The sequence below is a fragment of the Sphingobium fuliginis genome (genome assembly GCF_015074805.1).
GTDB lineage: Bacteria > Pseudomonadota > Alphaproteobacteria > Sphingomonadales > Sphingomonadaceae > Sphingobium > Sphingobium fuliginis.
This window is the reverse complement of the sequence record NZ_CP060035.1, coordinates 1,484,106-1,505,396: the sequence shown is the minus strand read 5'-3', so window position 1 is coordinate 1,505,396 and position 21,291 is coordinate 1,484,106. Positions and strand designations below refer to the sequence as shown.

The window sequence follows — 21,291 nt, the reverse complement described above, 5'->3', positions numbered from 1 at the left end:
GGATCAAAGGCTAAGCCGCGTTTCACCCCGGCGGGTGTAGCTCAATGGCAGAGCAGAAGCTTCCCAAGCTTACGACGAGGGTTCGATTCCCTTCACCCGCTCCAGATTTCCTGACATCATGACGGCTATGTCGAGTTCGCCCCGGGCGCATTCCTGATGGGCCAGCCGCGAACCGGCCAGTAGCGACCGGCGAATCGCGAACCGGTCAATGGCGGGCATCAACTCCTGCCGCCAACGGCCGCGCCGACCGCCATCCACCCCATATCCTCTTCAACCCACCTGCCGCTTCGCCAGCTTCCTTGCCAGCGTGCGCCGGTGCATGCCCAATCGCCGTGCCGCTTCGGAGATATTGAAGTCGCTGTCCTTCAGCACTTCATGGATATGTTCCCATTCCAGCGTCTTGATCGACGTCGGGCGGGGCGCGAGGGGGGTGGAAGGGTCGCCGGCGGAACGCGCGAAGGCCGCCTCTATGTCGTCGGTGTTGGACGGCTTGGCGAGATAGTTGGACGCGCCGAGCTTGATCGCCTCCACCGCCGTCGCGATGCTGGCGAAGCCGGTCAGGACGACGATCACCATCGCCGGATCATGGGCATGCAATGTCTGCACGCAGACGAGGCCGGATTCCGCGCCCAGCTTCAGGTCGACCACGGCGAAGCCGGGCTTGCTGCCCGCCAGCACCGTTTCCAGCGCCGCATGGCTGTCGGCCGCCAGCACCGTATAGCCGCGCCGTTCGAAGGAGCGCTTGAGCGTTTTGGCGAACGCCTCGTCATCTTCGACAATCACCAGCAGGCGCTCAGTCATGGGGCCGTCTCCTCTTCCAGCGCCACCGTGCCCAGCGGCAGCCGCAGCAGGATCAGCGCCCCGCCATCCGCGCCGTTGCTCGCGCTGACGCTGCCGCCCAGCTTGCGCACCACATTGACCACAAGGAACAGGCCCAGGCCATGGCCTTCCTTGCCCTTGCTCGATCGATAGGGCTTGCCGAAATCCTCCAGCATCGCCTCCGAAAAGCCGCTGCCATTGTCGCGCACCGCGATGTTGAGCGAACTGCTGTCGCGCCCCGCCAGCAGGTCGATATAGGTCGCGCCCGCCTCCCGCGCATTGTCGAGCAGATTGCCGATCGCCTGCCGGATCACCGGATCGGCCACGATGCGGGGATAGTCGTGCGGCCCGAAATCGCAGCGCAGCGGCATGCCGGGATTCGCCCTGCGCCACTCCATGGCGATGCCCTCTATGAAATCGCGCACATTGGTCACTTCCGGAGCCTCGCCCCGCGCCTCGCCGGAGGACAGGAGGATGCCGGTGACGATCTCCTTGCAGCGCTGGACCGCCGCCTGCATCTCCGCCACTTCCTCGACCAGAGGGGGGTGGGCCGTGATCTCCGGCATGTGCCGCCAGTCGCCCAGCACCACCGCAAGCTGGGAGAGGGGGGTGCCCAGTTCATGCGCCGCGCCCGACGCCAACAGGCCCATGCGGACGATATGCTCCTCCTCCGCCGCCTGTTGACGCAACCGGGCGAGATAGGCGTCCCGCGCCTGGAGGTTGCGCGTCACCGGCAGCACGAACAGCACCAGCAGCACGGCGATCATGGTAAGGCATATCCATGTGCCGACGATATGCAGGTCGAACAAATGGCCTTCCAGCGCGCCGTTCAGGTCCAGCGGCCGGTAATGCAGCGCCAGCAGCCCCGCACAGAGCGCAGAGACGAAGACGATGCCCCAGATGCTCCACCGGTCGAGCAGCACCGCCCCCAGCGCCACCTGCACCAGATAGAGCGAGATGAAGGGATTGGTCGCCCCCCCTGAAAGATAGAGCTGCGCCGTCAGCAGCAGCACGTCGAACAGCAGCGACAGGAACAGTTCGGCATGGGACACGTCGGTCCGCTTGCGCAGCGCGCCGAAGCTGAGGCCGTTCATCAATATCGCCATGCCCGCGATCAGCAGCATCGGGGCGATGGGCAGGCGGATGCCCATGATGAAATGCACGGCGAGGATGGTGATGAGCTGCCCCGCGATCGCCAGCCAGCGCAACTGCACCAGCAGCGCCAGATTCTTGCGGCCCGCGGCGTCGGCAGGCCACTGGCTGGGTTGCCAGAGGGTGCTGATCGGCAGGTTCCGGTTCATCCCCGGCGGTCTTTCCGCTCCTGGCGCATCACGAATATGTACGCGCCCGCGACCATTGCCGCCAGCGCGAACCATGTGATCGCATATTGCAGATGATTGTTCGTAAAGGCGACGACGGTGAGGCCGCCGACAGGCAAGGCGCCGGGATCGGCCGCCGCATCGGCGTCGATGAAATAATCGGCCACCGGCCGCCCGATCCCGCGCGCTGCTGCGATGGCGGCCACATCGCGGGAGAACCAGCGGTCGCTTGCCGGATCGTTGGAGCGCAGGAAACCGCCGCCCGGTTCGCTGAGCCGCAGCAGTCCCGAAATCCGCGCTTCGCCCGGAGGACGCATATAGTCCCGTCGCTTGTCGGGCGGCACGAAGCCGCGATTGACGATGACCGTGAAGCCCTGATCGGTGACGAGCGGCGTCAGCACCCAGAAACCGGCGCCGCGCACCGTGACGGCCTGCACCAGCGCGGCCTTGTCATGGAGGAAACGGCCCGAAATCCTGACGCGCCGATATTCGTCGGCCTTAGCGGCCATGCGGGGAGCGGGGACGGGGGCGGCATGGATTCGCGCATCGACGCGGGCGATCAGGTCGCGCTTCCAGGCGAGGCGCTGGACCTGCCAGGCGCCCAGTGCGCAAAATCCGGCAAAAAAGAAGAGGGCGATCAGCGTCAGGCCGATCGGAAAGGCCGGGGAGCGCCGGGAGCGCTCCCCGTCTTGGGCCGTTGTCACGGCATCTCGCTCATATTGTGCATGACGCGCATTTCCTGGGTCGGACCCATGTCCATCTCCATCTGCGCGTGCGGCATCATGTTCGCATTGAGATGATACATGACCCACAGGGAACCGGACAGGACGATGACGACCAGCACCACCGTCAACATCATCGCCATGAACGACCAGCCGCCTTCGACGCGGGTGTTCATGTGCAGGAAGTAGATCATGTGGACGACGACCTGGACCGCGGCGAAGCCCATGATGACGATGCCCGTCAGTTGCGGGTCGTTCAGCGCGCCGCTCATCACCAGCCAGAAGGGAATGGCCGTCAGGATCACCGACAGGCCGAAACCGATCATGTAGCTGCCGAAGCTGCCGTGCGAATGGGCGTCATGATGATCGTCATGATGGTGGTCGTGGCCACCGTGCGGATGGACGGCATCGCTCACCGGAGCACTCCCATCAGATAGACAAAGGTGAAGACGCCGATCCAGATGACGTCCAGGAAGTGCCAGAACATCGACAGGCACATCAGCCGCCGCTTGTTGGCGGGGATCAGGCCCTTCTTCGCGACCTGCACCATCAGCGTGACCAGCCAGATCGAACCGAAGGTGACGTGCAGCCCGTGCGTTCCGACCAGCGTGAAGAAGGAGGACAGGAACGCCGAACGCCACGGACCCGCGCCCTCATGGATGAGGTGCGCGAATTCGTAGAGTTCGATGAACAGGAACGCCCCGCCGAACAGCAGCGTGACGACCAGCCAGCCCTGCGTGGCGCTGACCCTGTTCTTCTCCATCGCCAGCATGGCGAAGCCATAGGTGATCGAGGAGAAGAGCAGCATCGCGGTGTTGAGCGCGACGAGGGGCAGGTCGAACAGGTCCTTTGGCCCCGGCCCGCCGGCATAGCTGCCGCCCAGCACCGCATAGGTGGCGAAGAGGATGGCGAAGATGAGACAGTCGCTCATCAGATACATCCAGAAGCCCAGCATGGTGCTGTGGCCTTCGTGGAGGTGCGGCTCCTCGGGCAGGTGATAGGCCCGGGGTTCCCTATGTGCAGTTGCGCTGCTCATGCGTGTCAGACTCCCGCCGCGAGGATTTGCGTGCGCTCTTCCTCGGTGCGCGTCACATCCTCCGCAGGGATGTAGAAGTCGCGCTTGTAGTTGAAGGTGTGGCCGATGGCGACGGCGACGATGCCGATGAAGCTCAGCCCCGCAAGCCACCAGATGTACCAGATGAGCGCAAAGCCGCACAGCGTCGCCAGCCCGGCCAGGATCACGCCCGCGCCCGTGCTGCTCGGCATGTGGATCGGCCTGTAGCCGCTCAGCGGACGCTGATAGCCGTTTTTCTTCATGTCCGCCCAGGTGTCGCCATCGTACACCACGGGGGTGAAGGCGAAATTATACTCCGGCGGGGGCGAGCTGGTCGCCCATTCCAGGGTACGGCCGTCCCAGGGGTCGCCGGTGGGATCGCGAAGCTCGTCGCGCTTCCAGATGGACACCGCGAACTGGATCAGCATGGCGCCGATGCCGATGGCGATGATGGCGGCGCCGATCGCCGCGATGACGAACCAGGGTTGCAGCGACGGATCGTCCAGCACCCGCAGGCGGCGCGTGACGCCCATCAGGCCGAGCACGTAGAGCGGACCGAAAGCCAGCCAGAAGCCGATGTTCCAGCACCAGAAGCTGACCTTGCCCCAGAAGACGTTCAGCCTGAAGCCGAAGGCCTTGGGCCACCAGTAGTTGATCGCCGCGAACAGGCCGAACAGCACGCCGCCGATGATCACATTATGGAAATGCGCGATCAGGAACAGCGAGTTGTGGAGCACGAAGTCCGCGGGCGGAACCGCCAGCAGCACGCCGGTCATGCCGCCGACCGTGAAGGTCAGCATGAAGGCGACGGCCCACATCATCGGCAGCTCGAAACGGATCTTGCCGCGATACATGGTGAACAGCCAGTTGAACAGCTTGGCGCCCGTCGGGATCGAGATGATCATCGTCGTGATGCCGAAGAAGCTGTTGACGCTGGCGCCCGAACCCATGGTGAAGAAGTGGTGCAGCCACACCAGGTAGGACAGCACCATGATGGTGCAGGTCGCATAGACCATGGAGGTGTAGCCGAACAGGCGCTTGCCGCAGAAGGTGGAGACCACTTCGGAGAAGACGCCGAACAGCGGCAGGATGAGGATATAGACCTCCGGATGGCCCCAGATCCAGATGAGGTTGACGTACATCATCGGATTGCCGCCGAAATCATTGGTGAAGAAGGCGGTGCCGGCATAGCGGTCGAGCGACAGCAGGACGAGCGTGGCGGTCAGGATCGGGAAGGAGGCGACGATCAGGACGTTCGCGCAGAGCGAGGTCCAGGTGAACACCGGCATCTTCATGAGCGACATGCCCGGCGCGCGCATCTTCACGATGGTCGCGATCAGGTTGATGCCGGACAATGTCGTGCCGACGCCCGCCACCTGCAGCGCCCAGATATAATAATCGACGCCTGTCGCGGGACTGTAGGCAAGCCCTGACAGCGGCGGATAGGCAAGCCAGCCGGTCTGCGCGAACTCGCCCAGGAACAGCGACATCATGACCAGCACCGCGCCGCCTGTCGTCATCCAGAAGGAGAAATTGTTGAGGAAGGGAAAGCTGACGTCGCGCGCCCCGATCTGGAGCGGCACGATGTAGTTCATCAGGCCGGTGATGAACGGCATCGCCACGAAGAAGATCATGATGACCCCGTGCGCGGTGAACACCTGGTCATAGTGATGGGCGTTCAGATAGCCTTCCGAACCGTTGAAGGCCCAGGCCTGCTGGATGCGCATCATGATCGCGTCGGCAAATCCGCGCAGGAACATGATGAGGCCCAGCACCATGTACATGATGCCGATCTTCTTGTGATCGACGCTGGTGAACCATTCCTTCCAGAGATAGCCCCAGAGCCGGAACCAGGTGAGCGCCGCGACAAGGGCGGTGCCGCCCAGCACCACCGCGACGAAGGTCGCGACGACGATGGGCTCATGCCATGGGAAGCTGTCCCATGTCAGACGACCGAAGATCATCTGTGCGGTTGTCATTGTGCCAGTCATGGGCCTTACCGATGCTGCGCGTGCGCGTCAGCGCCGCTGTGGGAAGAGTGATCGCCCGGCGCCTGCGCGGCGCCCTTCGCGCCGTCCGCGGCCGGTGCGTCGGGAGCAGTCTCCTGCCCCCTGTTCCGGTCCGACTGTTCGATCACATGGCTGTCGGGGAAGTCGTAGCGCAGACCTTTGGTGTCGCGCGCCGATTCCTTGCCCGCGCCGCCCATCATGTTGACGTGCATCAGCTCGCCCATGCAGCGCTGGCCGGGCCGGGGGCACAGATTGACGACGGCATCGAACAGCTTGGGGTCGACGGCGGAGAAATAGGCGACCGGCGCCTTTTCGCTGGGCTTGGCCAGGGTCAGATAGACGTCGCGATCGAGATGGGCGCGGCTGGCCTTCACCCCGGCTGCCCAGGCATCGAACCCGGCCCTGTCCAGCGCCCGGTAGGCGAAGCGCATGTGGGTGAAGCCCGCGCCCGAATAGTTGGCGGAAATGCCGGTGCCCGCCACCGGCCGGTTGGCGACGGCGTGCAACTGGGTCTTCATGCCGGGCATGGCATAGATCTGGCCGGCGAGTTCAGGCACGTAGAAGCTGTTCATCACGGTAGAGGCGGTGATGTCGAACCGCACCGGCACATTGACCGGCAGCGCCAGCTCGTTGACTGTCGCGATGCCCAGTTCGGGGTAGATGAACAGCCATTTCCAGTCGAGCGCCACGACCTCGACCGTCAGCGGCTTCACCCTGGGATCGATCGCCGTCCTGGCGTCGATGCGGTCGAGCGGCCGATAGGGATCGAGCTTGTGCGTACTGACCCAGGTCAGCGCGCCAAGGCAGATGATGATCAGCAGCGGCGCGGACCAGATCAGCAGTTCCAGCTTGGTGGAATGGTCCCAGTCCGGGTCATAATCCTTGTCCGCGGCCTTGTTCGCCGCGCGGTAGCGCCAGGCGAAGAAGAGGACGAGCGCCATGACGGGAACGACGATGAGGAGCATCAGCGCGGTCGAGATCAGGATCAGGTCGCGCTGCTGCACCGCAATATCGCCCGACGGGTTCATCACGACCCAGTCGCAGGCCGTCAGCGGCAGCGCCAGAATCGGAGCGGACCAGCGGAAAATCCGGGTCCGGTCGAGGGGGATGGGGTGTGGCATGGGGGCCGCCTACCGCTTCCGCAGGGAGTCGAACAGTGGGCAATTTGTCCCATTGTGCGCAGATGCAAAAAATGCTTCAGCGGTGGGATACTGCTTATACTCTGCGGGTTTTCTGCTATGTTGCCTATCCGTGGCCGCCGGCAGAACAGAAGAGGGTTCCGGTGGCTTAGCCAAGGAGCGGATGCCTATGAGTTCACAGGCCATGACCTTCACCTCCCGATCGCTGGAGGATGATGCGCGCCTGATCAATGCGCGGGACCACAAGATCGCGCCGGGTGATATTTCCATTGGTGTGATCATTGGTCGCACCTCCGAATTCTTTGATTTCTTCGTTTACGCCATCGCCTCGGTCATCGTGTTCCCGAGCCTTGTGTTCCCCTATGTGGATGCCCTGACCGGCACGCTCTATTCCTTCGCGATCTTCGCCGTCGCCTTCATCACGCGGCCCATCGGTTCGCTGATCTTCATGGCCATCGATCGCCGCTACGGGCGCGGAACGAAGCTGACCGTCGCGCTGTTCCTGCTCGGCGGCTCGACCGCGTCCATCGCCTTCATGCCCGGTTATGCGACGATTGGCCATTATGCTGCGTTAGTCCTGATCATCTTGCGCGCGGCACAGGGCATCGCGCTGGGCGGCACATGGGACGGGCTGGCGTCGCTGCTGTCGCTCAACGCGCCGCAGCATCAGCGCGGCTGGTACGCCATGGTGCCGCAACTCGGCGCGCCGCTGGCCCTGCTGGTGGCGAGCGGGCTGTTCGCCTTCTTCCTGCTCACGCTGTCGCGTGCGGACTTCCTCGACTGGGGCTGGCGCTATCCCTTCTTCGTGGCCTTCGCGATCAACGTCGTCGCGCTGTTCGCCCGGCTGCGCATCGTGGTGACGCATGAATTCGAACGCCTGTTCGAGCAGAAGGACCTTCAGCCGTCCGAAATCCTGCCGACGGTCAAGGCGGAAGGCCGCAACATCATCATCGGCGCCTTCGCTCCGCTGGCGAGCTTCGCGCTGTTCCACATGGTCACCGTATTCCCGCTGAGCTGGGTCGCGCTGTTCACCAACCAGCCGCTGGAACGGTTTCTGATCATCGAGATGATCGGCGCGTCCGTGGGCCTGCTGGCCATCGTCGTTTCCGGCTTCATCGCGGACCAGATCGGCCGCCGCTCCCTGCTGGCATGGTCGGCGCTCGGCATCGCGATCTTCAGCATCATGGCGCCGCTGCTGCTGAACGGCGGCGATCTGGGAGAGGTCGCCTTCATGATCCTGGGCTTCATGCTGCTGGGGTTGGCTTTCGGCCAGTCGTCCGGCGTCGTCGCGTCGAATTTCGCGACCGAGGCGCGCTATACCGGGTCGGCCCTGACGTCGGACCTGGCCTGGCTGGTCGGCGCCGGCTTCGCGCCGCTGGTGGCCCTGTTGCTGTCCGTGAAATTCGGTCTGGCCGCCTCGGGCATCTACCTGCTGTCGGGTGCGGTGGCGACGATGGTGGCGCTCTACATCAACAAGGAACTGGCGGCCCGCGACCGTTAAGGGGGCATCCGCCATCTTTGAAAAGGGGCCGGAGGGGGTTTGTCCTCTCCGGCCCTTTTCTGTCCCCGACGTGCCCACAGGAGCACGTTAAGCCAAGCTCAGAGCGACGCTCTACTCCCCCGCGCAAAATCCCGCATGCGCGCCAACGCCTTCCGGTCGAACCATCCCACGGGCAGCGCGCGCGGCGCAAAGCGCGGCAACCATTCCCCATAGACCGCATCCATCCGCACCGGCAGCCCGTCCACGCCATCCCGGCCCATGATGTCGGAAATGATCCGGTTCTGGAAAAAGCGCACCGAATAATTGATCATCCGCCGATATTGCATGCGCAGGGTGGTGGGCCGCAACAGGCTGACCGCCTCACAGCGAAAGCCGGCATCCTCGCAGGCCAGGATGCGCTCCCGCCGCCAGTCGGCATCGCGCCCCAGATCGGTATGCGCCCATGCCGCCACCAAACCGTCGTCTCCGATCAGGTCCTCGGGCAGCCGCAAGCCCCTGAGCCGGATCGCCGCCAAGAAGCGCCCCGACAGGGCGTAGAGATCGCCGAACAATCCCCGTTCCTCCCGCAGGGTCCGGCGATAGGCGTCCGCGGACCGCCCGTTCATCGGCATCCCCGCCGCCGCATTCGCCTCCGGCCGCGCCGCGAGGTCCGATACCAGCGCATCGATCGACCCGGCAAGGATCTCCGCATCGCCATCCATGAAGATCACGGCATCTTCTCCGCCGGTCAGCAGGCGGTGGACGAAATGGTTCCAGGTGCGCGCCTTGCCCCCGGCGGCCAGATCGTGGACGATGACATTCGTCCGTCCTGCGGCCGCTTCGCGCGCCCGTCCTGCCGTGGCATCGGTCGATCCGTTCACCAGCACATGGAAGACGGTGTCGGCCCGGTCCAGCGGCAGCGATGCAAGGCAACGCCCGATCCGCCGTTCCTCCTGATGCGCGAATATGCCGACCGCGACGCCCATGCCTAGCGGAAATCCCAGCCCTGCTGTCCATGGCGGGGGATGTCCAGCCCCTCCGCTTCTTCCCGCGCGCCGATCCGGGCGGGCGTCACGACCGACAGCATCAGCGCGATGATCGCCGCTCCCGCCATCGCCCAGAGCGCCACCGCCGCGATGCCGATGCACTGCGCCAAGAAGGCGCCGGCAAGGCTGATCCCCGCCGCGAAACCGACGCCGCCCAGCGCCGGCAGCACGAAGGGAAGCAGCAACAGCGCGCCCGTCAGCCCGCCCAGTCCGTGGATCACGAAAATATCCGCCGCGTCGTCGATGCGGTCGCCCAATAATCCCTTTGCCAGTCGGCAGATGACGGCGGCGATCAGCCCGATGGCCATCGCGCCGCCCGGCCCCACCAGAGCGCCGGAGGCGGAAATCGCCACCAGCCCGGCCAATGCGCCGGAAACCAGCCCATTGGCGGTGACATGCCCCTTGTCGATCCGTTCCACCAGCATCCATCCGAAGAGGCCTGCGCAGGCGGCGAAATGGCCGTTCAGAATGGCGGTCGCGGCATTGTCCGTCGCGCCGAAGGACCATCCGCCCACTATGCCGGCCCAGCCGATCCACAGCAGCAGCCCGCCTGATACGCCCAGCACCGGCGCATGTCCGGCAGAAACGCTGCGCCGCCTGCCCACGACCAGCACCAATGCGAGCGCGGAAAATCCCGCGCTCAAATGAACGACCAGCGCGCCCGCGAAATCCATGACGCCCAGATTGGCGAGCCATCCGCCGCCCCAGACCCAATGGACGACCGGCGCATAGACCAGCAGCAGCCAGAGCAGCGCAAACAGCGCCATCCACCCCAGGCGCACCCTTTCCGCCACAGCGCCCGGCAGCAGGCCGGCGGCAAGGATCGCAAGGGCCATCTGGAACAGCACGAAGGTGGATTCCGGCACGGTCAGCCCGTCACGCAGCGCCCCCAGATCGGCCAGCAACAGATGCGCCCGGCCGCCCAGCCACCCGCTCCCCGGCGCATAGGCCAGGCTGTAGCCGACAAGGGCCCAGAGCAGCGAAACGCCGGCGGCCACCACCAGCCCCTGCACGCCGATCGACAGGGCGTTGCGCACATGGACCAGACCGGCATGACGCAGCGCGAGTCCCGGCAGCGCCGCCAGCAACACCAGCAGACCGCACAGCATCATCCATGCCGTATCGCCGCTGTCGGCCACGGCCACCTGCGCCGCCGCGGGTTGCGGGGCCGCCGACAGGAAAAGAAGGAGAATGGCAAGGAGGCGAGGCATCAGTTAATCCGGCAGTCCATATCCGGGCCGTCGTAACGCATGCGAAGTAAAGACTTGCCTAACCCTGATCGTTTCCCGCCACGCAGCCGATGCCTTGGGCAGCGCCGACAAATTCAGGACTCGCCGGACCAGTTGATTTGGGCGGGAAGCGTACACCCGCTTCATCCCTCTCCCTTGAGGGAGAGGGCTGCGCAGACTTGGCAGCTTGCTGCCTAGTCGTAGCTGGGTGAGGGGGTGCGATCCAACGGATCGCGCGGACCGCAGGCCCGCTCCCCCTCATCCAGATCAGCCTTAGGCTCCTCCGCCGCCAGGGCTTCCCATCCTTCTTCCTCAAGGGAGAAGGATGGTCTCGAATTGGCCATCCCCCGGCATCCCGAACTCGTCCCCATCGCCTAATAGGCTTCCCCACCGCAACTGATCCGCCCCGTCCCCCGATTGTCGACGCTGCAGGCGGCCTTCCCCGCCACCGTCACATCGCCCGATCCGGATGCGGAAACCCGGGCCGAAACCTCTGCCGTCACCGCCACATTTCCCGGACCGTCATTCGCCACCGCGGCCTGCCGCACCCGCAGGCCTTCCGCCATCACCGCTCCGGGGCCGGTGACGCGGATGGTCGCGACGCCCGCCTGGCCGGACAGGTTCGCCCGTCCGGCTCCGGCCACTCCCAGGCTCAGCTGGTCCAGATCCACCGCCGCCACGCTGACATCGCCATTGCCGCCCAGCACGATCTCACCGCGCAGACCCTTCATCCGGCTGACCGACACCGATCCGCCGCCGGTCAGCACCACGCGGCTGAGGTCGCCGGTCGACAGCCGCAGCACCGCCCGCCCGCCCGATTTCTCGCCGGGCCGCGCCCGCTCCACCGTCACCGCAAGCAGGCGGCCGGATATGTCCACCTTCAGCCGGTCCAGCACCGCCTGATCGCCATCCGCCCGCGCCGAAGCGCCCGCGCCGGTGGTGATCGTCACCTCCACCGGCGCATCCACGCGAATGGCGTCGAAACTGGTGATGGTGAACCCGCGCGTCGCCGCCGCCGCCGGGGCGGCCCATAGCATGATGACGACCGGCAGGGCGAGCGAACGGGGCAGCGGCATGACGATCTCCCAGTCTTTTGCCGATCCTGATAGGGATGGGCCGTAGCGGTTCCAAGCCCCCTTGTTCGTCGCACCGGATCAGGCAAGATCGTCAGGTTTTCAAAAGGGGCATGTGGCTGATGCGCAAATGGATTTCCGGACTCCTCCTGGCTTCGATCAGCATCGCGGCCCCGGCTGCGCCCGACGACCGGGGCGAAGCCTGGTGGAAGCATGTCCGCACCCTTGCCGACGATGGCTATGAAGGGCGGGGAACGGGCAAGCCGGGCTATGACAGGGCGGCTGATTATGTGATCGGACAGCTTCGGGCGCTTGGGCTGAAGCCGGCCGGGACCGACGGCTATAAACAGCCGGTCGCCTTCGTCGAGCAGGTGATCCTGTCGCAGCAGAGCAGCGCTTCGCTGACGGGGCCGGGCGGCCATGCCGCGCTGGCGGCGCCCGCCGACATCATCTTCTCAGGGGGCGGCGGCCCCGCTCCGGAAACCGTCGGCGCCCCGCTGGTCTTCGCCGGCTACGGCCTGCACCTGCCGGAAGCGGGGCATGACGATTTCGCCGGGCTGGACCTCAAGGGCAGGATCGTGGTGGTCGTCTCGGGCGGACCGGCGACCCTCTCCGGCGCGCTGAAGTCCCATGCCCGATCGGAGCGGGCGGCGTGGCTGGCGAAACAGGGCGCGCTTGGACTGATCCAGCTCGTGACGCCGAAACAGGTTGAAATTCCGTGGGACCGGCGCATGGCGCTGGCCAGCCAGCCGGCCCTGTTCTTCCGCGACCCGGCCCTGCGGGATACGGCGACCCCCTTCCTCAACGCCCAGTTCGACCCGGCCAAATCCGCGCTGCTCTTTGCCGGATCGGGCCATGATTTCGCGCAGATCTCCGCCGCCGCCGACAGTTCCGGTCCGGTGCCGTCCTTTCCGCTCGCCCAGCGGCTGGACGCGAAGGTGGCGGCGAGGCGCGCCGATTTGACCTCGCCCAACATCATCGCGCTCATGCCCGGGACGGACCCGCAGCTCAGCAGGGAATATGTCGTCCTGTCCGCGCATCTCGACGGCTATGGGGTGGGCACGCCGATCGATGGGGACGCGATCTACAATGGGGCGCTCGACAATGCATCGGGCGTGGCGAGCCTGCTGGAAATCGCCCGGACCCTGCGCAACGGGAAGGTGAAGCCCCGGCGGTCGATCCTCTTCGCCATCGTCACGGCGGAGGAGAAGGGGCTGCTCGGGTCCAGCTATTTCGCGCGCCGTCCGACCGTGCCGCAAAGGGCGATGGTGGCCGACCTCAATTTCGACATGGCCCTGCCGATCTTCCCGCTGACCACCGTGACGCCGATCGGCTATGACCAGAGCAGCCTTGGCAAGGACGCCGAAGCGGTAAGCGCGGCGATGAACCTGCCGATCACGCCCGATCCCTTCCCGGACCGCAACGTCTTCGTCCGGTCGGATCAGTACAGCTTCATCCGGGCGGGCATCCCCGCGCTGTTCTTCAAATATGGCTTCAAGGCGGGCACGCCGGAGGCGACGGTCGAAAGGGCCTGGCGCGCCAACATCTACCATTCGCCCAGGGACGACGCGAACCAGCCGGTGATGCCGGCCGAATCGGTGAAGCTCAACGACTATGTCGCCGCCGTCACGCTGCGCGTCGCCAATGCGCCGCAGCGCCCGGCCTGGAACGAGGACAGCTTCTTCCGCCGCTTCGCCAAATAGCGTCCCCTCCTGCTTGATCCGGCGAGGGCAGGGGCCTAAACCCCCGGCCATGACCCATGCCTCCTATCCGGCGCTTCGTCTGCGCCGCACCCGCGCCTCGGCCTGGAGCCGGGCGTTGCACGCCGAAACCCGCCTCACGCCCAGCGACTTCATCTGGCCGCTGTTCGTCACGGAGGGCAGGCAAGTGGAGGAACCGATCGGCTCCCTTCCCGGCGTGTCGCGCTGGTCGGTGGACCTGATGGTGGAGCGTGCGAGGGAAGCGCAGGCGGCGGGCATTCCCTGCCTCGCGCTTTTCCCCAATACGCAGGCCGACCGCCGCAGCGATGACGGGGCGGAGGCGCTCAATCCCGATAACCTGATGTGCCGCGCCATCCGCGCCATCAAGGATGCGGTGCCCGACATCGGCATCCTGACCGACGTGGCGCTCGATCCCTATACGGCGCACGGCCAGGACGGCCTGCTGGACGAGGCGGGCTATGTCGTCAACGACGCGACCATCGACGTGCTGATCGGCCAATCCCTGAACCAGGCGGCGGCGGGCGCGGACATCATCGCCCCCAGCGACATGATGGATGGCCGCGTCGGCGCCATCCGCGAGGCGCTGGAGCAGGAAGGCCATGCCAATGTGCAGATCATGGCCTATGCCGCCAAATATGCGAGCGCCTTCTACGGCCCGTTCCGCGATGCGGTCGGATCGAGCGGGCTGCTGAAGGGCAACAAGAAGACCTATCAGATGGACCCCGCCAACAGCGAGGAAGCGCTGCGCGAAGTCGCGCTGGACATTGCCGAAGGCGCCGACAGCGTGATGGTGAAGCCGGGCCTGCCCTATCTCGACATCATCGCCCGGGTGAAGGACCGGTTCGAAGTGCCCGTCTTCGCCTATCAGGTGTCGGGCGAATATGCGATGCTGGAGGCCGCGGCCGCCGCGGGGGCGGGGGAGCGCGACGCGCTGGTGCTGGAAACGCTGCTGGCGTTCAAGCGGGCAGGCTGCTCGGGCGTCCTCACCTATCATGCGCTCCATGCGGCGCGGCTGCTGGGAGCCTGAACATGACCGATCATCCCGAAGTCTCCATCATCCCCTTCAACGGCAAGACGCCGAAGATCCACCCCAGCGCCTTCATCGCGCCGGGATGCCGCATCATCGGGGATGTGGAGATCGGCCCGGACGTCAGCATCTGGTATAATTGCGTGATCCGGGCGGATGTGAATTTCATCCATATCGGCGCCCGCACCAATATCCAGGACGGCTCGATCGTGCATTGTGACAGCCCCGGCGACCATATTGACGGCCGCCCGTCCGAAGGCTGGCCCACGATCATCGGGGAAGATGTGCTGATCGGGCATCTGGCGATGGTCCATGGCTGCATATTGAAGGACCGCGCCTTCGTGGGGCTGGGCGCCATCGTCATGAGCGGCGGGACGGTGGAAAGCGACGCCATGCTCGCGGCCGGGGCCCTGCTTTCTCCGGGGAAGACGGTGCCTCACAGGCAGCTTTGGGCCGGCCGCCCCGCCAAATATATGCGCGACCTGTCGGACGAAGTGCTGATCGACATGCGGGAGGGCGTCGACCATTATGTCCATAATGGAAAGGCGCACAAGGGCGCGGTGAAGGCGGCGCTTTCGCCCGATTGAATCAGCAGGGCTGCGGGCGGATCAGGGCTGCGCCAGACGCCCCTTGAGCACGTCCAGCCGGTCGTTCTGCCCATCGACAATCGCCAGCGCGGAAGCCCGCGCCGCATCGATCGCCTCGATCCCGCCGCTGGCCTTCCCCTCGGCCGCCGCGTTGCTGCGCTCGACAAAGAGCACGTCCAGGCTCGCAAGCGCCGATACGCTGTCGTTGCGCGCCGATTCCAATGCGCTGAGCGCCGTCTGCGCCGCCACCCAGGCCTCGCTGGAGACCGCCGCGCCGGATGCTGCCCGCGTCGCCCTGTCCGCCGCCGGCCAGGCCTTGTCGAATGCCGTGCCGCCCGCCTGAGCCTGCGCCGTCAGCCGGTCGACATTCTGGACCAGCTCCGGTTCGGGCGCGACGGGGGAGGGCGCGGGCGCCGCCTCCGCTATGGGGGCGTCCTCTATCGCCCGCTTGGCGAGGGACGGATAGCCCTGGAAGGTGCTGGCGCAACCGGACAGGAACAGGGCCAGGGAAGGAAGCAGCCGACGCGGATTCATGCTTCGCATCTAGGATGAGCCGCGCCGGGAGGCAAGTTCAGCGTGGCAGCGCGGCGGCTTCCCGTGCAAGCGCCTCCATCTTCGCCGGATCGACCGGCCCCTTGGGCACGACCCAGCTTCCGCCGACGCATTTGACGACGGGTTCCGCCAGCCATCTGGGCGCGCTTTCCGCCGTGATCCCGCCGGTCGGGCAGAAGCGCGCCATGTGCAGCGGCGCGGCCAGGGCCTTCAGCGCGGGCAGCCCGCCCGAAGTCTCCGCCGGGAAGAATTTGAAGTGCGACAGCCCCATGTCCAGCCCGCGCATGATGTCGCCCGCCGTCGCCGTGCCCGGCAGGAAGGGAATGCCCGCGGCGATCGCGGCCCTGCCCAGCGGCTCGGTCAGGCCGGGGCTGACGATGAAGCGCGCCCCCGCCTCCATCGCGGCGTCCAGTTGCGCCGGGTTCAGCACCGTGCCCGCTCCGACGACGGCGCCCTCGACCTTCGCCATCTCCCTGATCACGTCCAGCGCCGCCGGCGTCCGCAGCGTCACTTCCAATGTTGGAAGCCCGCCCTTCACCAGCGCCCGCGCGATCGGCAGCGCATCCTCGACCCGGTCCACCACCAGCACCGGGATCACCGGGGCCAGTTCCATCACCTGTTCAACGCTCAACGCCATCATTTCTTCTCCCGAAAGGCCGCGGCGGCGCCGTACAGCCCGATTTCGTCATGCAGGGCGAGCCGGATCGGCACCGACTTCATCAGGCTTTCGAACCGTCCCTTGGCGGTGAAGCGCTGGTGGAAACCGCATTGCGGCAATATGTCCTTCATCCGCTGGGTCAGGCCGCCCGCCAGCACCACCGTATGCGGTCCCTGCGCCAGCGCCAGGTCGCCCGCGACCGAGCCGTAGGACATGCAGAACCGCGCCAGCGCCCTGCGCGCAAATTCGTCGGTCCCGTCGATGGCGGCCTGCCAAAGCTCGGCATCCTCCATCAGCATGACCCGATCATGGCCGATGGTCGCCATCGCCTTGTAGATGTTGTTGAGCCCCGGTCCCGACACGATGCGCTCGGTCGACACGCGCAGGAATTTGTCGCGCAGATAGGCGAGGATCTTCTCTTCCAGCGGGTCCAGCGGCGCGAAGTCCAGATGCCCCCCCTCCGTCGCGATCACATGCGGCTCGCCATCGTCGAAGGCGATCATCGCCACGCCCAGCCCGGTGCCCGGTCCCAATATCGTCACCCCGCCGTCGCGCGGAAAGGGCCTGTCCTCCCCGAACAGCAGCGGCAGATTCTCCTTCGGCAGGCGCGCCACGGCATGGGCGACCGCCTCGAAATCATTGACCAGCCGCAGATGCCTGAGGCCCAGTTCCTCGTCCAGCGTATCGGGCCGGATGACCCATGCGCTGTTGGTGAGCTTGATGACTTCGCGCCCGATCGCGGTGGCAAAGGCGATGGAGGCGGATGTGGGCAGATGACCGCCCTCATCCTTGACGAAGGCTGCCCAGCAGGCCTGGAGGGTCGGATAATCGGCCACCTTATATTTGCGCACCTTGCCCAGCGTGGGCACATTGCGCGCATTCAGTCTGGCACGGGCGAAGCGGGCGTTTGTGCCGCCAATGTCGGCTGCGATGATCTCGGTCATGCTACTCTCCTCCCGTCCGGGCCGAGCCTGTCGAAGTCCTTCACTCTTCCTCAGGAAAAGCGCTCCTCCGAAAATCTCGGGCGAACGGGAATGTTTCGGTTCTAAACTTCGGTTTCCATGGCCGCCAGAATGGGCGATGCGCCGCTTTCCGCCAGATCGCTATGATGGCGGAACAGCGCGAACAGCTCGCGGCCCGTATCATAGGGGGCGGGGGGCGGCGCGGGCGTGTCGCGGCCGTCCCATTCCGCCGCGTCGACCAGCGCCTCGATCAGGCCCGTCTCCGCGCAGACCCGCACCATGTCGCCGTCGCGCAGCTTGGCGATGGGGCCGCCGCCCAACGCTTCCGGCGACAGGTGGATCGCCGCGGGCACCTTGCCCGATGCGCCGGACATGCGTCCGTCCGTCACCAGCGCGACGCGGAAGCCGCGATCCTGCAACACCCCCAGCGCCGGGGTCAGCTTGTGCAGTTCGGGCATGCCGTTCGCCCTTGGCCCCTGGAACCGCACCACGACCACGACATCGCGCTCCAGTTCGCCGGCCTTGAAGGCGCGCAGCACATCGTCCTGATCGTGGAAGACCGCCGCGGGCGCTTCGATGGTCCAGCGCTCCCGGTCGACCGCGCTCACCTTCATGACGCAGCGGCCAAGATTGCCGGCCAGCAATCGCATCCCGCCGTCGGGATTGAAGGCGTCGGACACCGGCCGGAGGATCGACAGGTCGCGCGATTCGGGCACGTCCTTCCAGACCAGCGCGTCATTCTCCAGCGCCGGTTCCTTGCCATAATCGGCCAGTCCCTGCCGCGCGACGGTGAGGATGTCGCCATGCAGCAGCCCGTTGCCGAGCAGTTCGCGGATCACATAGCTGATGCCGCCTGCCGCATGGAAATTGTTCACATCGCCCGATCCATTGGGATAGACCCGCGCCAGCAGCGGCACGACATCGGAAATTTCCGCGAAATCGGTCCAGTCGACGACGATCCCCGCCGCCCGGGCGATGGCCGGCAGATGGATCGCATGATTGGTCGATCCGCCAGTCGCCATCAGGCCGATGATGGCGTTGACGATCGCCTTTTCATCCACGCAATGCCCCAGCGGCCGATAATCGTCATTGGGTTGCCCGTCCCTGTCCCAGCCGATGCGCGACAATTGATGCACCGCCGCCCGCGTCAGTTCCTGCCGAAGCTTCGTGCCCGGATGCACGAAGGAGGCGGCGGGCATGTGGAGCCCCATCATCTCCATCATCATCTGGTTCGAATTGGCCGTGCCATAGAAGGTGCAGGTCCCTGCGCCGTGATAGCTGGCGCTTTCGGACTCCAGCAGTTCCTCCCGGCCGACCTTGCCTTCGGCATAGAGCTGGCGGATGCGCACCTTCTCCTTGTTGGCGAGGCCGGACGGCATCGGCCCGGCGGGGATCAATATGGTCGGCAGATGCCCGAAACGCAGCGCCCCGATCAGCAGCCCCGGCACGATCTTGTCGCAGATGCCCAGCAGCAGCGCGCCCTCGAACATGGCGTGGGACAGGGCGATGGCGGTGCCCAGCGCGATGGTGTCGCGGGAAAAGAGCGACAGGTCCATGCCCGCCTGCCCCTGGGTCACGCCGTCGCACATCGCCGGAACGCCGCCCGCGACCTGCGCGGTGCAGCCCACCTCCCGCGCCGCCAGCTTGATCTGCTCGGGATAGCGGCCATAGGGCTGATGCGCCGACAGCATGTCGTTATAGGCGGTGACGATGCCGAAATTCATCGCCGCGCCGGTGCGGATGACAGCCTTGTCTTCGCCGCTCGCGGCAAAGCCATGGGCCAGGTTCCCGCATGAAAGCTGGGCGCGGTTGGTGCCCGCGTCCCGCCCGCGCTCGATCAGGCTCAGATATTTGAGGCGCGAAGCCGCGCTGCGCTTCACGATGCGTTCGGTGACCTTTTCGATCACCGGATGAAGGTCAGTCATTCCAGCTCGCTCCGTCTCGTTCGATAAGGGCAATGGCTGAGGACGGCCCCCAGTTCCCGGAAGAATAGGAGGATGGCTTCACCCCGGCCTCCTTCCACCCGTCGATGATCGAATCGATCCAGGTCCATTGCGCCTCGACCTCGTCCCGGCGCACGAACAGCGTGGCGTCGCCCGCCAGCAGGTCCAGGATCAGCCGTTCATAGGCGATCCGGCGGCGCTGCCCGGCGAAGGCGGCGGTCAGCGACACGTCCAGCGTCACCTCCTCCAGATGCACCTCGCGCTCCAGCCCCGGCCTTTTGCTCATGATGAGCAGGCGGATATATTCCTCCGGCTGCAACCGGATGATGAGCGTATTCGGCTCCAGACCCGACCCGCCATTGCGCCCGAAGATCGAATGGCGCACCGGCTTGAACTGGATCAGGATTTCCGACTGGCGCGTCGGCATGCGCTTGCCGGTGCGCAGGTAGAAGGGCACGCCCTGCCAGCGCCAGTTGTCGATATGGGCCTTCAGCGCCACGAAGGTCTCGGTGTCGGACGGCCTGCCCAGTTCGTCGGCATAGCCGGTGACGATCTGCCCACCGACCGCGCCGGGCGTATATTGCCCGCGCACGCTGTGCGTCTTCACCGCCTCGGCCGTCATCGGGCGCAGCGAACGGAGCGCCTTCACCTTCTCGTCGCGCACGGCGGTCGGGTCCATCCGCGCGGGCGGCTCCATGGCGATGATCGACAGGATCTGGAGGACGTGGTTCTGCACCATGTCGCGCAGCGCGCCGACGCCGTCATAATAGGAAACCCGGCCTTCCAGGCCCACCGTCTCGGCCACGGTGATCTGCACATGATCGATGGCGGTGGCGTTCCACAGCGGTTCGAACATCACATTGCCGAAGCGCAGGGCGAGCAGGTTCTGGACCGTTTCCTTGCCCAAATAATGGTCGACGCGGAAAATCTGGTCCTCCGCGAACAGCGCGCCGATGCCGTCATTGACCTCTTTGGAAGAGGCCAGATCCTTGCCGATCGGCTTTTCCATCGCGATTCGCGTCTTCGGCGTGATCAGCCCCGCCTCGGCCAGCCCCTGCGCGGTCGGCGCGAAGAGGGAAGGGGGCGTGGAGAGATAGACGGACACGCCCTTGTCGAGTCGCCCGTCCAGCCGTTCCGCCAGCGCCCTGAACTGGGCGGCGTTGCCTGCCTCCACCGGCTGGTAGACGATGATGTCGCGCAGCCGCTCCGCGATGTCCGCGTCATAACGGTCTGCGGCCAGGAATTTCCGCAGCGCCTTGTCGATGTCGGCGCGAAACTGCTCGTCGGTGAATTCGGAACGCCCTGACGCGATGATCAGGAAATCCTCCGGCAGCAGGCCATCGGCCAGCAGATTGTAGAGCGAGGGAAAGATCATCCTGTGCGCCAGGTCGCCGGTGGCGCCGAACAACAGGAACGTGGCAGACGGTTCGGTCAAAGGTTGTCCCTTTTCCGTTAGTGTTATCAGGTCTGCACGAAGCCGCCCTTATACCCAGCGGCACTCGTTACGCAAGCAGGCTATCCCTGTGGGGCCCATCCCGCAACCGCGAGAGGATGAAAGCGTCGATTTTTGGCTGGACGCTGGCCGCCGATTTTGCCATTGGCGCTCCACCCTGGCGTTTTTGACGGAAGATGGAATCATCCTCCGTCCGGAACGCGGCTGAAGGGCATGCGGGCGTGGTGAAACTGGTAGACGCGCCGGACTCAAAAGACGGTTCTGCAATTGCAGACAGTCCGCACATGCAGACTATCCACAATGGCGGAATATCGCCGTTGTTTCGTTCCCGATAGCATCATCCTATTAACGTCCTCCATCGGCTTCCGGTGGGGGACTTTTTCTCGCCCTCAATTCCTATGAATTTCGGCATTTAGTGCTCACCCCGCGCTTGACGGGGACTCTGCGCTTGCCTAGACAGTACACAACAGCGGACTATCCGCATCAACGCACTAACGA

The 21,291-nt window shown here is 65.6% G+C and carries 20 protein-coding genes and 1 tRNA gene; 5 read left to right on the top strand and 16 right to left on the bottom strand.

Annotated elements, in window-relative coordinates; genetic code table 11:
• The first annotated feature begins 30 nt into the window (after positions 1 to 30).
• Positions 31 to 104, top strand: a tRNA-Gly gene (locus H5V43_RS07015).
• Here H5V43_RS07015 and H5V43_RS07010 read toward each other — a convergent pair.
• The 8 genes from H5V43_RS07010 to cyoA are packed head-to-tail and all read right to left on the bottom strand — an operon-like array spanning position 70 to position 7,044.
• Positions 70 to 219 (bottom strand): hypothetical protein, encoded by a 150-nt coding sequence (locus tag H5V43_RS07010; protein ID WP_157846882.1) that lies wholly within the window; start codon positions 217 to 219, stop codon positions 70 to 72. The two genes, H5V43_RS07015 and H5V43_RS07010, sit on opposite strands and share 35 nt — an antisense overlap.
• A 51-nt stretch (positions 220 to 270) precedes the next feature.
• Positions 271 to 801, bottom strand: coding sequence for a response regulator transcription factor (locus H5V43_RS07005; protein WP_025551297.1), 531 nt, complete (start codon positions 799 to 801; stop codon positions 271 to 273).
• Positions 798 to 2,120 (bottom strand): ATP-binding protein, encoded by a 1,323-nt coding sequence (locus H5V43_RS07000; RefSeq protein WP_025551295.1) that lies wholly within the window; start codon positions 2,118 to 2,120, stop codon positions 798 to 800. The genes H5V43_RS07005 and H5V43_RS07000 overlap by 4 nt, the downstream gene beginning before the upstream one ends.
• Positions 2,117 to 2,842: an SURF1 family protein gene (locus tag H5V43_RS06995; RefSeq protein WP_025551293.1), complete on the bottom strand. Its 726-nt coding sequence runs from the start codon at positions 2,840 to 2,842 to the stop codon at positions 2,117 to 2,119. Before H5V43_RS06995 ends, H5V43_RS07000 begins: the two co-directional genes overlap by 4 nt.
• Positions 2,839 to 3,276 (bottom strand): cytochrome o ubiquinol oxidase subunit IV, encoded by a 438-nt coding sequence (gene cyoD / locus H5V43_RS06990; RefSeq protein WP_025551292.1) that lies wholly within the window; start codon positions 3,274 to 3,276, stop codon positions 2,839 to 2,841. Before cyoD ends, H5V43_RS06995 begins: the two co-directional genes overlap by 4 nt.
• Complete coding sequence (gene cyoC, locus H5V43_RS06985) at positions 3,273 to 3,896, bottom strand: cytochrome o ubiquinol oxidase subunit III (RefSeq protein WP_025551291.1); 624 nt, start codon at positions 3,894 to 3,896, stop codon at positions 3,273 to 3,275. Before cyoC ends, cyoD begins: the two co-directional genes overlap by 4 nt.
• Before the next feature lie 5 nt (positions 3,897 to 3,901).
• Entirely contained in the window at positions 3,902 to 5,905 is a 2,004-nt protein-coding gene (gene cyoB, locus H5V43_RS06980; RefSeq protein WP_025551289.1) for a cytochrome o ubiquinol oxidase subunit I, read from the bottom strand.
• Positions 5,906 to 5,910: 5 nt separating this feature from the next.
• Positions 5,911 to 7,044 carry a ubiquinol oxidase subunit II gene (gene cyoA / locus H5V43_RS06975; protein WP_025551287.1) on the bottom strand — a complete coding sequence of 378 codons (1,134 nt, stop codon included), beginning with the start codon at positions 7,042 to 7,044 and terminating at the stop codon, positions 5,911 to 5,913.
• Positions 7,045 to 7,231: 187 nt separating this feature from the next.
• Here cyoA and H5V43_RS06970 point away from each other — a divergent pair, with 187 nt between their 5' ends.
• On the top strand, positions 7,232 to 8,563 hold the full coding sequence (locus H5V43_RS06970; RefSeq protein WP_025551285.1) for an MFS transporter: 1,332 nt from the start codon (positions 7,232 to 7,234) through the stop codon (positions 8,561 to 8,563).
• A gap of 98 nt (positions 8,564 to 8,661) precedes the next feature.
• Here H5V43_RS06970 and H5V43_RS06965 read toward each other — a convergent pair whose 3' ends face one another.
• The 3 genes from H5V43_RS06965 to H5V43_RS06955 form a co-directional block, all read right to left on the bottom strand.
• Positions 8,662 to 9,528, bottom strand: coding sequence for a glycosyltransferase family A protein (locus H5V43_RS06965; protein ID WP_025551283.1), 867 nt, complete (start codon positions 9,526 to 9,528; stop codon positions 8,662 to 8,664).
• A 2-nt stretch (positions 9,529 to 9,530) separates the two neighbouring features.
• Positions 9,531 to 10,799, bottom strand: coding sequence for an ammonium transporter (locus H5V43_RS06960; RefSeq protein ID WP_025551281.1), 1,269 nt, complete (start codon positions 10,797 to 10,799; stop codon positions 9,531 to 9,533).
• Positions 10,800 to 11,191: 392 nt separating this feature from the next.
• Complete coding sequence (locus H5V43_RS06955; protein ID WP_025551390.1) at positions 11,192 to 11,893, bottom strand: GIN domain-containing protein; 702 nt, start codon at positions 11,891 to 11,893, stop codon at positions 11,192 to 11,194.
• Between the two features lie 119 nt (positions 11,894 to 12,012).
• On the opposite strand from H5V43_RS06955, the gene H5V43_RS06950 reads away from it, so the two are divergent.
• Genes H5V43_RS06950 through H5V43_RS06940 form a run of 3 tightly spaced genes read left to right on the top strand, consistent with a single transcriptional unit; the run spans position 12,013 to position 15,225 of the window.
• Entirely contained in the window at positions 12,013 to 13,593 is a 1,581-nt protein-coding gene (locus H5V43_RS06950; protein WP_025551388.1) for a M28 family metallopeptidase, read from the top strand.
• Between the two features lie 49 nt (positions 13,594 to 13,642).
• A complete protein-coding gene (hemB, locus tag H5V43_RS06945) occupies positions 13,643 to 14,638 on the top strand; it encodes a porphobilinogen synthase (protein WP_025551386.1) in 996 nt (331 codons plus the stop codon).
• 2 nt (positions 14,639 to 14,640) lie between these two features.
• A complete protein-coding gene (locus tag H5V43_RS06940; RefSeq protein ID WP_025551384.1) occupies positions 14,641 to 15,225 on the top strand; it encodes a gamma carbonic anhydrase family protein in 585 nt (194 codons plus the stop codon).
• A gap of 21 nt (positions 15,226 to 15,246) precedes the next feature.
• Here H5V43_RS06940 and H5V43_RS06935 read toward each other — a convergent pair whose 3' ends face one another.
• The 5 genes from H5V43_RS06935 to zwf form a co-directional block, all read right to left on the bottom strand.
• Positions 15,247 to 15,759: a hypothetical protein gene (locus tag H5V43_RS06935; protein WP_025551382.1), complete on the bottom strand. Its 513-nt coding sequence runs from the start codon at positions 15,757 to 15,759 to the stop codon at positions 15,247 to 15,249.
• Between the two features lie 37 nt (positions 15,760 to 15,796).
• The gene (gene eda, locus H5V43_RS06930; protein WP_037483871.1) at positions 15,797 to 16,414 is read right to left on the bottom strand and encodes a bifunctional 4-hydroxy-2-oxoglutarate aldolase/2-dehydro-3-deoxy-phosphogluconate aldolase; all 618 of its coding nucleotides are present in this window, start codon (positions 16,412 to 16,414) and stop codon (positions 15,797 to 15,799) included.
• Complete coding sequence (gene glk, locus H5V43_RS06925; protein ID WP_025551378.1) at positions 16,414 to 17,379, bottom strand: glucokinase; 966 nt, start codon at positions 17,377 to 17,379, stop codon at positions 16,414 to 16,416. Before glk ends, eda begins: the two co-directional genes overlap by 1 nt.
• A 101-nt stretch (positions 17,380 to 17,480) precedes the next feature.
• Positions 17,481 to 19,322 (bottom strand): phosphogluconate dehydratase, encoded by a 1,842-nt coding sequence (gene edd, locus H5V43_RS06920; protein WP_099185724.1) that lies wholly within the window; start codon positions 19,320 to 19,322, stop codon positions 17,481 to 17,483.
• Entirely contained in the window at positions 19,315 to 20,775 is a 1,461-nt protein-coding gene (zwf, locus tag H5V43_RS06915) for a glucose-6-phosphate dehydrogenase (protein WP_025551376.1), read from the bottom strand. Before zwf ends, edd begins: the two co-directional genes overlap by 8 nt.
• Positions 20,776 to 21,291: the final 516 nt, after the last annotated feature.

Excerpts from the sequence above, each read along its gene's own strand:
- edd (WP_099185724.1), bottom strand. The coding sequence starts at position 19,322 with ATGACTGACCTTCATCCGGTGATCGAAAAGGTCACCGAACGCATCGTG.
- H5V43_RS06940 (WP_025551384.1), top strand. The coding sequence starts at position 14,641 with ATGACCGATCATCCCGAAGTCTCCATCATCCCCTTCAACGGCAAGACG.
- H5V43_RS06960 (WP_025551281.1), bottom strand. The coding sequence starts at position 10,799 with ATGCCTCGCCTCCTTGCCATTCTCCTTCTTTTCCTGTCGGCGGCCCCG.
- H5V43_RS06950 (WP_025551388.1), top strand. The coding sequence starts at position 12,013 with ATGCGCAAATGGATTTCCGGACTCCTCCTGGCTTCGATCAGCATCGCG.
- H5V43_RS06955 (WP_025551390.1), bottom strand. The coding sequence starts at position 11,893 with ATGCCGCTGCCCCGTTCGCTCGCCCTGCCGGTCGTCATCATGCTATGG.
- H5V43_RS07005 (WP_025551297.1), bottom strand. The coding sequence starts at position 801 with ATGACTGAGCGCCTGCTGGTGATTGTCGAAGATGACGAGGCGTTCGCC.
- glk (WP_025551378.1), bottom strand. The coding sequence starts at position 17,379 with ATGACCGAGATCATCGCAGCCGACATTGGCGGCACAAACGCCCGCTTC.
- hemB (WP_025551386.1), top strand. The coding sequence starts at position 13,643 with ATGACCCATGCCTCCTATCCGGCGCTTCGTCTGCGCCGCACCCGCGCC.
- H5V43_RS06935 (WP_025551382.1), bottom strand. The coding sequence starts at position 15,759 with ATGAATCCGCGTCGGCTGCTTCCTTCCCTGGCCCTGTTCCTGTCCGGT.
- H5V43_RS07000 (WP_025551295.1), bottom strand. The coding sequence starts at position 2,120 with ATGAACCGGAACCTGCCGATCAGCACCCTCTGGCAACCCAGCCAGTGG.
- H5V43_RS06965 (WP_025551283.1), bottom strand. The coding sequence starts at position 9,528 with ATGGGCGTCGCGGTCGGCATATTCGCGCATCAGGAGGAACGGCGGATC.
- H5V43_RS06970 (WP_025551285.1), top strand. The coding sequence starts at position 7,232 with ATGAGTTCACAGGCCATGACCTTCACCTCCCGATCGCTGGAGGATGAT.
- cyoC (WP_025551291.1), bottom strand. The coding sequence starts at position 3,896 with ATGAGCAGCGCAACTGCACATAGGGAACCCCGGGCCTATCACCTGCCC.
- H5V43_RS07010 (WP_157846882.1), bottom strand. The coding sequence starts at position 219 with ATGCCCGCCATTGACCGGTTCGCGATTCGCCGGTCGCTACTGGCCGGT.
- cyoB (WP_025551289.1), bottom strand. The coding sequence starts at position 5,905 with ATGACTGGCACAATGACAACCGCACAGATGATCTTCGGTCGTCTGACA.
- eda (WP_037483871.1), bottom strand. The coding sequence starts at position 16,414 with ATGGCGTTGAGCGTTGAACAGGTGATGGAACTGGCCCCGGTGATCCCG.
- cyoA (WP_025551287.1), bottom strand. The coding sequence starts at position 7,044 with ATGCCACACCCCATCCCCCTCGACCGGACCCGGATTTTCCGCTGGTCC.